General features: G+C 41.8%; 12 protein-coding genes and 1 other annotated feature. All 12 genes read right to left on the bottom strand.

The features are described 5' to 3' along the window. Nucleotides 1-14 precede the first annotated feature (14 nt). A complete protein-coding gene (locus DWW43_RS03910; RefSeq protein WP_119962783.1) occupies nt 15-683 on the bottom strand; it encodes a response regulator transcription factor in 669 nt (222 codons plus the stop codon). A 449-nt stretch (nt 684-1,132) separates the two neighbouring features. After that, on the bottom strand, nt 1,133-1,444 hold the full coding sequence (locus DWW43_RS03915) for a helix-turn-helix domain-containing protein (RefSeq protein WP_021944812.1): 312 nt from the start codon (nt 1,442-1,444) through the stop codon (nt 1,133-1,135). Between the two features lie 5 nt (nt 1,445-1,449). After that, entirely contained in the window at nt 1,450-1,797 is a 348-nt protein-coding gene (locus DWW43_RS03920) for a type II toxin-antitoxin system RelE/ParE family toxin (protein ID WP_008399964.1), read from the bottom strand. A 173-nt stretch (nt 1,798-1,970) separates the two neighbouring features. Beyond that, the gene (locus DWW43_RS03925; protein WP_119962784.1) at nt 1,971-3,716 is read right to left on the bottom strand and encodes an FAD-dependent oxidoreductase; all 1,746 of its coding nucleotides are present in this window, start codon (nt 3,714-3,716) and stop codon (nt 1,971-1,973) included. A 2-nt stretch (nt 3,717-3,718) separates the two neighbouring features. Further along, nucleotides 3,719-4,282, bottom strand: coding sequence for an alkyl hydroperoxide reductase subunit C (gene ahpC, locus DWW43_RS03930; protein ID WP_119962785.1), 564 nt, complete (start codon nt 4,280-4,282; stop codon nt 3,719-3,721). A gap of 343 nt (nt 4,283-4,625) precedes the next feature. Further along, entirely contained in the window at nt 4,626-6,380 is a 1,755-nt protein-coding gene (locus tag DWW43_RS03935; RefSeq protein WP_119962786.1) for a 1-deoxy-D-xylulose-5-phosphate synthase, read from the bottom strand. A 5-nt stretch (nt 6,381-6,385) separates the two neighbouring features. Further along, nucleotides 6,386-6,772 carry a MerR family transcriptional regulator gene (locus DWW43_RS03940; RefSeq protein WP_044944722.1) on the bottom strand — a complete coding sequence of 129 codons (387 nt, stop codon included), beginning with the start codon at nt 6,770-6,772 and terminating at the stop codon, nt 6,386-6,388. Nucleotides 6,773-7,087: 315 nt separating this feature from the next. Next, nucleotides 7,088-7,651, bottom strand: a complete 564-nt coding sequence (locus tag DWW43_RS03945; RefSeq protein WP_119962787.1) for an alpha/beta hydrolase — start codon at nt 7,649-7,651, stop codon at nt 7,088-7,090. Between the two features lie 619 nt (nt 7,652-8,270). Then, nucleotides 8,271-9,992: a carbon starvation CstA family protein gene (locus DWW43_RS03950; RefSeq protein ID WP_119962788.1), complete on the bottom strand. Its 1,722-nt coding sequence runs from the start codon at nt 9,990-9,992 to the stop codon at nt 8,271-8,273. A 133-nt stretch (nt 9,993-10,125) separates the two neighbouring features. Beyond that, nucleotides 10,126-10,391 (bottom strand) — a binding site (T-box leader). A gap of 87 nt (nt 10,392-10,478) precedes the next feature. Then, nucleotides 10,479-11,885, bottom strand: a complete 1,407-nt coding sequence (locus DWW43_RS03955) for an amidophosphoribosyltransferase (protein ID WP_008399976.1) — start codon at nt 11,883-11,885, stop codon at nt 10,479-10,481. Between the two features lie 470 nt (nt 11,886-12,355). Next, the gene (locus tag DWW43_RS03960) at nt 12,356-12,838 is read right to left on the bottom strand and encodes an HD domain-containing protein (protein WP_119962789.1); all 483 of its coding nucleotides are present in this window, start codon (nt 12,836-12,838) and stop codon (nt 12,356-12,358) included. Between the two features lie 160 nt (nt 12,839-12,998). Next, nucleotides 12,999-13,487, bottom strand: coding sequence for a pyridoxamine 5'-phosphate oxidase family protein (locus DWW43_RS03965; RefSeq protein WP_243104388.1), 489 nt, complete (start codon nt 13,485-13,487; stop codon nt 12,999-13,001). Nucleotides 13,488-13,526 lie beyond the last annotated feature (39 nt).

Consider the following 13,526-nt stretch of genomic DNA (forward strand, 5'->3'; position numbering starts at 1 on the left):
CCTCTCTGATCTGATTACTCCATCCGATATCCTTTTGCAAATACAGTCTTTACCAGTTTACCGCTGTCACCAAGTGCTTTGCGAAGCTTCTTTACATGGTTGTCAACCACACGGTCGCCACCATCGTAATCATACCCCCATAACCGGACAAGCATATCATCCCTTGTCACGATCATACCTTTATGCTCCATCAAATATTTGAGCATCGCATATTCTTTTGGTACAAGCCGGACCTCTTCTCCTGCTGCCTCAACAAGCAGTCTGTCCGGATACATCTTGATGTCTCCCACCTGGATCACCTGATTCTTCGTCCACAAGCCTTTCGACCTACGTAAAAATGACTGGATCTTCGCCTGAAGCTCTGCCATGGAAAATGGTTTCACAACGTAATCATCACAACCGAGATCGTACCCGTAAAGCCGGTCCTCTTCTCTACCTCTGGCGGTCAGAAAAATGATCGGAACGTAGCTCTTTGCCCGGATGGCTCTGCATATCTCAAATCCATCTGCCCCCGGCAGCATCACATCTAAAAGTGCCAGATCATACTCATGTTCGTACACCAGAGCAAGTGCCTCGTCTCCGTCCGCCGCCCAGGTAAATGTAATCTCACTCTCTTTCATGTAATCCATGATGCCCTCTGCAATTCCTGCTTCATCTTCTACCAGTAAAATGTTGTAACTCATAACGCTCCCCATTTCCAGAACTCATTTTTTAATCTCTCGATATCTTAGATTCTGAACCTATCATACATGGCAATTATATCCTATTTGTATCCTGTTGTACACAAATGTAAGTTTTCAAAACGAAAAGAACGTCCTTCTGCCTGGTATCAATGCCCATTATATAACGCGTTACGATTTCTGCTCAATGCACATGTCTGATTCGTAAATACTCTCGTGCTAACTCGCCTGCGGCTGAGCGGAGCACTTAGTGAAGACGAGCGTTAACGCGAAGTCTGAGGTTAGTGCGTGCCATGTAAGTACACTTAGTGAAAACAAGCATTAGCGTAGTTTGAGCTTAGTGTAGCTTACGCTGATCTGGTTATGTGCACCGCACAACGAAATCTCACTGATGTTATATTAATGAACATTGATACCAGGCAGAAGGACGTTCTTTTTATTTTTTCTTCTTATTATTTTGCTACTACAAATTCTGTTTCATCCAGATCTTCGGAAGCTAAGATATCAAGCAAACGAAACGCTGGTCCGGTTGGGTGTGTTCTGCCACACTCCCATGCCTCTACTGTTTTCTTCGAAACACCCATATAAGATGCAAAAACTCCCTGTGTCATTCCTGCCCGCATCCTGATCTCACGAATTTCTGTATTTGAATATTCTTTCACTGGCATTATCATATATGTTTTTACGCGAGCTTTTCCCTGTCCTTTTTCATACTCTATTGCTTCTTCCAATCCCTGTTTTAAATCATCAAATAATGAACCCATAGAAATCATCTCCTATTCTTTGCCGTTTCCTCTTTCAAAGATTTTACCAACTTCTTAAGTACATTTTTTTCTTCATTTGTCAAATTTTCCTGACTTTTCTTTTCAAATGCAGTTATTAGATAGGTAACTTCATATTCTGCAAAATCCGTATAACATACACGAACACTACCACTCTTTCCTCTATTTTCTAATGGGAACCGTACCTTACGTATTCCACCAGTTCCTTCCATTACCGGTCCTGATTCTGGATTTTTTAATAGCATAATTTGCAATGCTCGTAACTCATCTTCCCCAAGCCCTATTTCTTTCCACCGTTTTGTAAATAATGGTATTTCAATAAATGTTCTTATCATTCGTTAATTCATCCCTCCTTTTTTCTAAATAGTATACCCTATTTTGTAGGGTGTCAATCTTTTTATTTAATCTGTTTTGTCTAATATCCTATTTTACACGATCACAAATTATTCAAAATAAAAGGAGCATCCCTTTACCGAATATATATCCAGTAAAGAGATGCTCTATTATTTTATAAAATCTCATCCAGATAGTCTAATAGCTCCGGTAATGTCTTTCTTCCAAATGCTATATGTTCATCGTTCACAACAAGGCACGGTACGCTCATAACCTTATAGCGTTTCTGATAAGATGGATATAGCATCACATCGTAAATCTCTGCTGTAACCTGTGGATTTTCTGCGGCTATTTTCTGTGCCGCGGTGACAAGATCCGGACACATGGAACAGGCAAGTGTTACAAGAATCTTGATATGAAGCGGCTTTTTGATCGCATGAATACGCTCCATTATCTGTGCATCCACTTCTTGTCCCGGTCCGGCAGCATTATATAAGCCAATCACAAAAGAAGTGAATTCATGTCCACCCGGTACACCATGGAAGCCAAGCCCGGTATCACTTCCGTTTTCTCCTAAAATCCTGACAAATGGTCGTTCGTTTGCCGGAACAGAATCCCCGTCTGCCCCTTCCTCCGCAACGATTACACTGAGTTTTTCGGTTCGTCTGCTCATAGCTTCCATATATTGTTTTAGCTGCACTGACTCCTGCTTCTGATTCAGATATAATTTCAGGATCAGCAGATGCGCCATGCGGTCAAAGACCTCATCTAACTGCTTTTCCGTCTCTTCATCAAAGAACTCGTCCGACAATGAATCTTCTGCTTCCGGCTGTTTCTGTTGTCCAGTTTTATGCATTTCATATCCGGTATTTTCAGCGACCACAGGCTGCATTCCTTCACGCTTTTTCTCCTGTGTAACATTCTTCTCCTTTGATTGTTTATTTTCCCGCAAATTCCGTGATGGCTTTGCTCCATTCTTTTTCTGCATGGCTGCCACATACCGTTCAAGCTCTGTCGCTGCAACTGCACCATCACCGACTGCCGTCACTACCTGACGAAGATTTTTCTGGCAGACATCGCCAGCCGCATAAACACCCGATATATTGGTCTGTCCGGAAGCATCCGTAATTACATATCCCTTTTCATCAATCTCTGCTTTTCCCTGCAGCAACGAAGTCTCCGGCTCATATCCGGCAAATACGAAAATACCAAACGTATCTCCTTTTGGCGCATGATATACACTTTCTTCTCCTGTTTTCACATTTTTATACACCAGTGTTGTCAGGACATCTTCACCCTCCGCGCGGACGATCTCAGTACTGGTAAGCACCGTAATTTTTTCATTTGCTCTGGCTTTATCCGCCGATGATTTAGGGCAGGAAAAATCTTCGCCCCGGATCAATATCGTCACATGGCTGGCATACTTGGTAAGGAATACACTTTCCTCCGCAGCGGCATAACCGCCACCCACAACAAATATTTCCTTGCCGGTAAAGAACTCTCCATCACAAGTTGCGCAATAAGCTACGCCCCGTCCTTTAAACCGTTTCTCTCCCTCAAATCCGATCATTCTCGGATGTGCTCCGGTTGCGAGCAGAATTCCATAACAGGAAAAGTTGCCCTTATTTGTATGCACGATTTTATATTCTCCATCTACATCCAGCTTTTCAACCTCTGCCATCAGGAATTCTGCACCAAAATTCTCTGCCTGTCTGTGCATAGCAGCGGTCAGGGATTTTCCATCTGTTTTCTCTATTCCCGGATAGTTCACCACCTCTTCTGTGATCGTGATCTGTCCGCCAATCTTCTCTTTCTCGACAACAAGCACCCGGTAACAGGCTCTCGCCAGATAAATAGCTGCTGTAAGCCCCGCCGGTCCCGCGCCTGCAATCACCACATCATACATATTTTCATTCTTCATTCTTACAATCTCCCTACAAGATCCAGACTTGGACGCAGCGTAGCTCCTCCCGGCTGCCATTTGGCAGGGCAGACCTCGTCTCCATGCTCCGCAACAAACTGGCATGCCTGCAATTTACGAAACAGTTCATCTGCATTTCGTCCGACATTTCCTGCACTGACTTCATAGGAGACAATTCGCCCTTCCGGATTGATGATGAAGCTGCCACGTTCTGCCATCCCATCTGATTCGATCATCACTTCAAAATCTTCACATAATTCATGATTTGGATCTGCCAACATCGGAAAAGTGATCTTTCCAATCTTTTCCGATGTATCATGCCATGCCTTATGCACAAAATGCGTATCTGTTGATATGGAATAAACCTCACAGCCGGCAGCCTTAAAATCCTCATATTTATCCTGCAGATCTGACAGCTCCGTCGGGCAGACAAATGTAAAATCTGCGGGATAGAAGAAAAATACACTCCATCCGCCTAATATGTCGTCCCTGGTTACCGTTTTAAATTCACCATTTTGATATGCATGCACAAAAAAATCGCTTACTTCTCTGTTAATCATCGACATTGTTTAATCTCCTTTATCAAACATTATTTCTGATTAATATTACCTGTAAGCGATTTTTTATACTGTTGCTACATAAAAAAACAGATAGCCTTTACCTCTGTCAGCCAACAATCTCCATTGAATAACTCATTGTAATTTCTATTCGTTGCACATGCCCTATTCGTAAATACTCCTGTGCTAACTCGCCTCCGGCTCGAACAAGCACCCGTATTTACTGGCAATGTGCATCTCATAACGAAATTGCACTGATATTATATCAATAGAGACTGTTGACTGATAGAAACAAGACTATCTTTTTTATAATAATACTCTACATAGTATGAACATTTTACTATTTAAACATCTATAAAATACGTTTCACATCTTCTGCAATCTGTTCTGCTGTCAGATGATTTTCTTTTAATACCTCATTTACATCGTAGCGGTCATAGAAGAATTTCCTTAAACCGTAATTCAGAACCTTCATATCAGAATCACCATAGAAGCCGGCGATTCTCTGACCGAAGCCACCTTCCAGATAACCGTCCTCTAATGTAATTACGATATCATGATCTTTCTTCAGACCATTCAAGAGTTCTTCATCCATACCGGAAACATACAGTGGGTTAATGATGGTTGGCGCAACTCCTGTCTGCTCCTCGATCAATGCTGCCGCATCTGCTCCAAGCTGATAGAAAGTACCTGCACCGATAACAGCAATCTTACTTCCCTTTTTAGTTACTTCGTATTTATTTAACTGACTGAAATCCTTTGTTACAGCCTTTCCATCCGATACCATCGCAGCTCCCGGAAGCTTGATCGCAACCGGATGCTCTGTCTGCTCCACGCTCCAGTCAAGCATTGCCAGATATTCCTCTTTGGTTGTCGGTGCCAGATACACAAGCCCCGGAATACTTGTAAGCATCGGAATATCCTGTAATCCAAGATGTGTCACATCATTCATTCCATATACAGATCCCGCAAATACAACGATCGTTGCAGGGTTGTTATTGATACACAGATCCTGTGTCAACTGATCATATGTCCGCTGGATAAATGAACTGTATACACCATATACAGGCTTGCCACCATTTGCCGCAATACCGGATGCCAGTGCAACCGCTGTCTCCTCTGCGATACCTACATCAATAAACTGGCTGCCCGCTTCTTTTCTCTTATCCTCTGTAAATCCCATAACGGTAGGTGTTGCCGATGTGATCGTAACTACAGATGGATCTTCCTTCATTTTCTTTAAGAGATAATCTCTGGTTACGTCGGAATAATCTTCTCCGTCAAATTCCATCAAAGACTTTCCTGTTTCAAGGTCAAATGGCATACACCAATGCCACTGTTCCTTATTCTGTTCTGCCGGTGCATAGCCTTTTCCTTTTAAAGTTTTAATATGCACGACAACCGGTTTCTTACTGTCTTTTACAGATTCAAATGCTGCGATCAATGCAGCAATATCATTTCCTTTATCTACATATACATAATCAAGTCCCATTGCACGGAACAGATTACATTCTGCCTGCCCATTTGTCTCACGAAGCAGTTTCAGATTCTGATATAAACCGCCATGATTCTCAGCGATCGACATATCATTATCATTTACAACAATGATCAGATTGCCACCAAGCTCAGCCGCATAGTCAAGACCTTCCAATGCCTCGCCACCGCTTAATGAACCATCACCGATCACAGCGATCACGTTGCTGTCTTCCTTTTTCAGATCTCTGGCTTTCGCAAGGCCACAGGCAAGACTGACAGATGTAGATGTATGTCCGATCTCAAAGAAATCATGCTCACTTTCTTTTGGATTTGTATATCCGGATACATCATCGTAATGTTCTTCGTAGAGATAAGCATCCTTTCTGCCTGTCAGCATCTTATGCGGATAGCTCTGGTGGGATACATCATATACGATCTTGTCCTTTGGCGACTCAAATACATAATGCATCGCGATCGTTGCTTCTACCATACCAAAATTCGGTCCAAAATGTCCGCCATGCTTACTTGCACGAACCAGCAATGCCTGTCGCATCTCTGCTGCCATCGCCGTCATTTCTTCTATATTCAATTTTTTTACATCTTCAGGTCCGTTAATCTGTTCAATATACATAATTTCTAACAATCCTCCTTATCCCATGACAATACGCCGGTCTGTACCGCTTTCTCATAGCGCGATACCTTATAGGCAAGCCGCTTCATGGTCGCCTCGATCTGTTCTTTCTGCTCCCGCAATGCATCATACTGCTCCTGCAATAGCTGCCGTCTTGCTTCAAACGTCGTATCTCCCATCTGATACAGTTTCACATATTCAATCAATGCCTCGATCGGAACGCCGGCATTCCGCATACAAACTGCATTTTCTACCCAGCCAAGATCCGATTCCTGATAATCTCTGTTTCCACTCGGAGTTCTTGTAACCGGTGGAATCAGCCCTACACGCTCATAATACCGAAGGGTATCCTGTGAGATACCAAATTTCTCACTTACTTCCTTGATCGTCATCTGCGCCACCATCCTTCATTTGATTTTTCCTTACTATAACACTTGGAGTTCGCTCAAAGTCAAGATATTTTTTGCCAGTCTATAGATGAAATGTTTATTGTGATATATGCCACTGCCGCCTGTATAGCCTGCAGAATACGCTACGCTTTCTACTCGTCACACGCGCCTATCCGCTCATGCTCCTGTGCAATTCGCCCTTCGGGCTCAGACAGGCACCCGCATTCGCTGCCAGCGTGTTCCTCATTACGAAATGCTCGCTATGATTCTGCAGGCTATACAGGCGGCAGTGGCATATATCACAATAAACAATACATATTATTTAATAAATTCCGCCGTCTGCATCATGATTTTTTCCAGATTATTCAGATTCTTCCATACATCGGCTGTCTCTAAGGAATGATTTGCTTTCTCTATCACATGAACCGGAATCCCTGCTTTTTGACACCGATCTGTAATTGCAGCGGTGCTCTCCACCCACGGATCTGCCGTTCCTGTAAATGCTATCGCTCTCCCCGACAGATCAGATGCACAATTGTCAAATGTCGCCTCAAGCGGAGTATACAGCACATGCCTGCATGGTATCTTATGTCGTTCTGCATAAGTAGTCGCAATGATCGTTCCTACACTTTTTGATAAGAATAAAATGCTGTCATACCCGGAAAAATCTATATCTTTTAATATTTCCTCTGTCTGTCCGTACAGGTCTTCAAATGCTGCCTGCATTTTTACCGGATCACCTTTGACATTTCCGATCCGATTCACATATTCTACGTTCTTATATTCTTTATATCCTACGGATTCTGCTACACGCCTGCCATAATATAACAGTGGCTTGTCGCAGTGATAGCCGATTCCCGGAAAACATACTACCAGCTTCATCTTCATACCTCCTGTTTTTTTCGCTAAATCGTCTATTTAACCACTACTCTTGTGATAAAACATGGCACGGGAATTTAGCGGTTACCAGTGTATTTAGCAAATACGCTCCGCTTTCTATTCGTCACACCCGCTTATCCGCTCATGCTTTTTGTGCAACTCGCCCTTCGGGCTCAAACAGCACACCGCATTCGCTGCCAGTGTGTTCCTCATTTACGAAATGCTCGCTATAATTCAGCTAAACACACTGGTAACCGCTAATTCCCGTGCCATGTTTTATTATAAACTCTATCTGCTTAAATAGACGATTTATTTGCTTTTATCTTGAACTGATTTTATCCAGTTATAAACTGACATTTAATTAAACATACGCGTTTTGATAAAGATTGTCAATTCCATGGTATTTTAAAGACAACTCTTATGTATAAAAAATGTTTATCCAGTATTATATAGAAAATTTCCTGATTATATTGTTTGTATTATATACCTCTCTATAACGCAAAAACTGTGGTGGGAGGATATCTGTATATCTTCCACGCCACAGTTTTTCAATGAATATTATTTTTTACGATTTAAAATTATTATTTATTTTACGTTTATTGTTTTTTATTTGAATATTATTTTACGCTTCCTTTTCAGCAGCTTTCTCATTCTTCATAAGAACAAGTTTTCTGATACATGTAATTGCTACAATGATACCAAGTACGATAAGGAATACTGCAACAATGAGCTGAAGTCCTTCAACAAGGAATGTACCGGTTCCGGCCTGGAACTTCTGGATATTTCCGATTACGTTGAGAACGATAGCTGTAAATGTTACAGCAAGCATTATAAGCATTGGTGGATAAAGCATTGCATGCTTTCTGCTTGTTGCCTTGAGGAATACTGCTACACCGATCAGTACAAGTGCTGCAAGCATCTGGTTTGCTGATCCGAAGAGTGGCCATACATTTGAATATCCACCCTTGCAGAGAAGGTAACCAAAGAACAATGTTATAACTGTAGCTAAATACTTATTTGTAAGAATCTTCTGCCATACAGGCATCTGGGATGGATCTGTAGTATCTCCCATGAACAGCTCCTGGAATGACATACGTCCGATACGTGCGACTGAATCAAGTGATGTAAGAGCAAGTGCTGATACACACATGGTCATGAATACATTCGCTACTGAATTTGGAAGTCCGAACTTCTCAAGGAAACCTGCGATACCCTGTGAGAAGATCTGGAATGGTGTAAGTCCTTCCGGTGCTTTTCCTCCAACTGCTACTGCACCAACTACGATCAATGAGATAACACCGAGGAGTGTCTCAAGGATCATTGCGCCATAACCTACAAATAACATATCTTTTTCATTTCTGATCGTCTTCGATGATGTTCCTGATGAAACAAGGCTGTGGAAACCGGAAACCGCACCACAGGCGATCGTTACAAACAGTGTTGGGAACAGATAACTCTTAGCACCTGTTGACGATACAATTGTGAAACCATTGAAAGCGTTCAGTCCCATATTCGGATGTCCAACCAGAACACCGACAAATGCTCCAACCAACATACCAACAAGCATGAATGTTGTCATGTAATCTCTTGGCTGCATAAGTAACCACATAGGAAGTACGGATGCAAGGAACAGATATGCCATGATAACGTAGTTCCACTGGTCACCGTTTAAGTACCAAGGAAGCTTCATACCTACTGCAAACATTGCAACGATGAGGGCGATAGCTACGATTGCTTTCACCCACTCCTTCATATTCTTGCAGGTCTTCATAACAACACCGAGCACCATAGCGACAACAATGAATAACATAGATACTGTAGCGGCTGCTGCGCCGTTAAAGTTCTTTGTTACTGCTCCGTCAGCACCTGTTGTAAATCCGTTAAATGTTGATGAAACCATAGATGTAAAGGCTGCAATAACAAGAAGTGTAAAGAGCCAACAGAACAGCGAGAAGAATCTTCTTCCTGCCTTGCCTATGTACTTCTCAATAACAAGTCCGATGGACTTACCCTCATTTTTAACGGATGCATACAGAGAACCGAAATCCTGTACTGCACCGAAGAATACGCCTCCGACAAGCAGCCAGAGTAAAACCGGTACCCATCCAAACATTGCCGCAATGATTGGTCCCTGTACAGGTCCCGCACCTGCGATGGATGAAAACTGATGTGCAAATACTGTAAGCTTTGATGATGGTACATAATCCTTTCCATCTTCATTTGCAACGGCCGGGGTCTTTGCATTTGCATCTATGCCCCATTTCTTAGCAAGCCATCTTCCGTAACCCAGATAGCCAGCTCCTAAAACTACTACTGCGATAAGAATAATTACCAAACTATTCATATCATTCTCCTTCCTTCCGCCATATGGCAGATACTTGATTATAGTATGTTCACAAAGAGTTTATACAAAAACATATCTTTTATAGGACGACCTTTCCTATAAATTAAAAAAAGCTTTCGTCTTCATGTAATTTCATAAAGACGAAAGCCATTAAACTTCCGCGTTACCACTTTATTTGCCATTCAAAAAAATGACCACTCAACCTCATCTCATAAGCTCACACTGTAGAAATAAGTTTCTTTGTAACGGTAGAAAACCGGTGACACCTAATGTCCATATCTGGAATTCAGTGCACTGCTCGCAGAGGATAATCACTAAAAACATACACCGTCTCACACCACCCGACGGCTCTCTGAAATACTCCTTTTTTAATGATCGTATTCTGTTCGTTGCATTTGCTCTTTGTTAACTGCTAATTTAGCACTCTGTTTTTTTGTTGTCAAGAGCGATTTTAAATTTTTTTGACTTTTTCTGAATGATTTTTCCCTATTCTTTACCATCCCAACAATAAGTACACAGCTTGCACTTATCGATTCCAACGGATTCCAGCATATCGTCCAAGCGATTGAAACGCAATGATGTAAAGTTCAGTTCCTTACGGATCTCCTCAACCATTGTTTCGTATTTCTCAGATTCCGGATCTGCATACTCCTGTAATACCTCATCGGTTACATTTCCATTCTCCAGACGATCGATCACACGACGGGTGATCAGATCCATTTCTGATGATGAACGGGAGAAATTCAGATATTTACATCCGTATAATAACGGAGGGCAGGCCGGACGGATATGTACTTCCTTCGCACCACTCTCATATAAGAATTCAGTTGTTTCACGAAGCTGGGTTCCACGTACGATCGAATCATCGATCAGCAGAAGGCTCTTATCACGGATCAGCTCATCCACTGCTAACAGCTTCATCTTTGCGATCAGATTTCTCTTACTCTGGATCGTTGGCATGAAAGAACGTGGCCAGGTCGGTGTATATTTGATAAATGGTCTGGAAAATGGGATTCCTGATTCATTTGCGTAGCCGATTGCATGAGCAATACCGGAATCCGGTACCCCGGCTACGATATCCGGCTTTACATTATCACGCTTCGCCATCGCCTTACCACAATTATACCGCATCTGCTCTACACTTGTGCCCTCATAGGAACTGGATGGATAACCATAATATACCCAGAGGAAGGTACAGATCTTCATTTCTTTATTCGGATTGACCAACGTGATACAGTTCTTGTCTGTCACGACAGCGATCTCTCCCGGTCCAAGTTCCTTATAGTCCTTATATCCAAGATTTTTATATGCAAAATTTTCAAAGGTTATACAATAGGCATCTTCTTTCTTACCGATGACAACCGGAGTTCTGCCGTATTTGTCACGGGCTGCATAGATTCCCGCCTGATTCATCAACAGAATGGATACAGAACCATCGATAGAATCAAGCGCAAACTGAATTCCTTCGATCAGATTTTCCTTCTGATTGATCAGTGCTGCGATCAACTCCGTTGCATTGATATCGCCGCCGCTCATTTCTAAGAAGTGGGAATGTCCATTCTCGAACAGCTTCTTTGTAAGTTCACCTGTGTTATTGATCTTACTGACTGTTGTAAGTGCATAAGTGCCATGATGAGAACGTACGATCAATGGCTGCGGTTCGTAATCGGAGATACATCCGATTCCCATATGACCACTCATTTCCTGAACATCTTTGTCAAATTTTGTACGAAATGGTGCATTCTCAATATTGTGGATCGCACGATTAAATCCGTCTTCTCCGTATACTGCCATTCCGCCTCGTCTTGTTCCCAGATGTGAATGGTAGTCGATACCAAAGAACAAATCAAATACACAATCCTGCTTTGATGCTACGCCAAAAAATCCGCCCATTGCCTTTTCCTCGCTTTTCTAAAACTCTCATGACATTCCTCAACAAATGCTTCCATAACGAGATGTATCCATATATATTCTTTATTTCACAGAACACTTGCGTTCTATTTTTACGCAACGGTACTAAGCTCTCTGCTAATCGCAGATCGCTAAGGACCGGCGTAAAAAGAGGTCTGTTACATAAAAATATATATGTCTACATCTCTGTTTTCTAGTACAATCTCATATCTCTTTGTCAATTCATATCAATATTTTCTTCAGTGATAATTCTTTGTTTTTTACAAAACCTTTTTTATTTTATAGGATGTACTTACATAAATCAATAATTTCTATCAAAAAACGTAATAAAAAAAAGACAACATCATACATTTATCGGGCTGCAAACAGCTTATAAAAATGTGTATGATATTGTTCTTTTTTTATCGAGCGCAATGTTATTTTATAGCTATATATAGCATGCTGTATTATGATCAGCCACGGGCAGTTTTTGTAAAGGCAAGGCGAAGGGCTCTGGTGGTTTCTTCGGCGGCACACAACTTATCCGCCCATGTTACGATCCAGCTCTCCCGGAACTTTGGAGGTGTTATGTTGAGTGGGAACATATGCTTTCGGATGATATCCCGCTCAATGAAGTTCAAATTGAAATCCCGTCTGGCATTATGCAAGGCTCGTTCTGCATGAAAAAAACCATGCAGCCGATGTCCGCCATCCTTCTCATGCCAGTCATACAAGAAATAATCATGAAGCAGTGCTCCACGCACCAGCGACCGTTCATCAATATATGCGGAACATTTCTCTGCAAGCTCCAGACTTTTCTCCGCCACCCGCAAGGAATGATCGTAACAGGTTATTGAACCATGTTGCACAAATGTTTTTTCTTTCTGCATACCCTCTGATGCCAGGATATCCACACCATATTTATATATTTTTTCTTCGATACGATTCGCTTCCATTTTGGATTCTCCTGAATTCCCTAATCTCTGTCTCTTACATCATTCAACTACTGCCAACTATTTTCCAATTCCTTGCTTTTTTCTCAAACCGGCTATTTATTCTTACCCATGATAGCACAATTTATATGTGATAAACTATTACTTTTTCTTAATGTTCTTTTCATTTTTTTTGATTCATTTTTACCGATAATTCGGGAATAACAACTTTGATCACATTTACTGATTTTGTCATTGACTCTGTAATGATAAAATCTCTTCCTGTCTGGTTCTTCATAAGAAGCTCCAGTCCCATAACCTTCTCATCAACATCGGTCAGAATGCTGGCAGTTCCTTCACCCATCACGCAAGCATAATATGCCCCATATTCACATGGAACTTCACCACCACTGGTCAGTACCATATCTGTATCAATCTCGATAAATACATTTGGATTAGCTGCGATCACGTCATATTTGCGTCCTTCCGTTGCGCCATGCATATATAACGTAAGTCCTCCATCCTTATAAATATATCCATAATGCAATGGAACGATGTATGCCTTTCCCTCATCCACCATCCCAAGATGAACCACGCCTGCTTTCTTTATGATCTGCTCGATCTTCACCGGATCTGTAACTTCACGTTTTTGTCTTCTCATTGGTCTGTTCATTATGTTCTCCTTTTAGCCACATTGGGCTTAAATTATTAT

It is taken from the genome of Clostridium sp. AF15-41, assembly GCF_003604095.1.
Lineage (GTDB): Bacteria > Bacillota > Clostridia > Lachnospirales > Lachnospiraceae > Coprococcus.

Bases quoted from the DNA above. Each gene is read 5' to 3' on its own strand.
- DWW43_RS03965 (WP_243104388.1), bottom strand. From the start codon at position 13,487: ATGAACAGACCAATGAGAAGACAAAAACGTGAAGTTACAGATCCGGTG.
- DWW43_RS03920 (WP_008399964.1), bottom strand. From the start codon at position 1,797: ATGATAAGAACATTTATTGAAATACCATTATTTACAAAACGGTGGAAA.
- DWW43_RS03940 (WP_044944722.1), bottom strand. From the start codon at position 6,772: ATGACGATCAAGGAAGTAAGTGAGAAATTTGGTATCTCACAGGATACC.
- DWW43_RS03925 (WP_119962784.1), bottom strand. From the start codon at position 3,716: ATGAAGAATGAAAATATGTATGATGTGGTGATTGCAGGCGCGGGACCG.
- DWW43_RS03945 (WP_119962787.1), bottom strand. From the start codon at position 7,651: ATGAAGCTGGTAGTATGTTTTCCGGGAATCGGCTATCACTGCGACAAG.
- DWW43_RS03960 (WP_119962789.1), bottom strand. From the start codon at position 12,838: ATGGAAGCGAATCGTATCGAAGAAAAAATATATAAATATGGTGTGGAT.
- DWW43_RS03955 (WP_008399976.1), bottom strand. From the start codon at position 11,885: ATGGGCGGATTTTTTGGCGTAGCATCAAAGCAGGATTGTGTATTTGAT.
- DWW43_RS03935 (WP_119962786.1), bottom strand. From the start codon at position 6,380: ATGTATATTGAACAGATTAACGGACCTGAAGATGTAAAAAAATTGAAT.
- DWW43_RS03910 (WP_119962783.1), bottom strand. From the start codon at position 683: ATGAGTTACAACATTTTACTGGTAGAAGATGAAGCAGGAATTGCAGAG.
- DWW43_RS03915 (WP_021944812.1), bottom strand. From the start codon at position 1,444: ATGGGTTCATTATTTGATGATTTAAAACAGGGATTGGAAGAAGCAATA.
- ahpC (WP_119962785.1), bottom strand. From the start codon at position 4,282: ATGTCGATGATTAACAGAGAAGTAAGCGATTTTTTTGTGCATGCATAT.
- DWW43_RS03950 (WP_119962788.1), bottom strand. From the start codon at position 9,992: ATGAATAGTTTGGTAATTATTCTTATCGCAGTAGTAGTTTTAGGAGCT.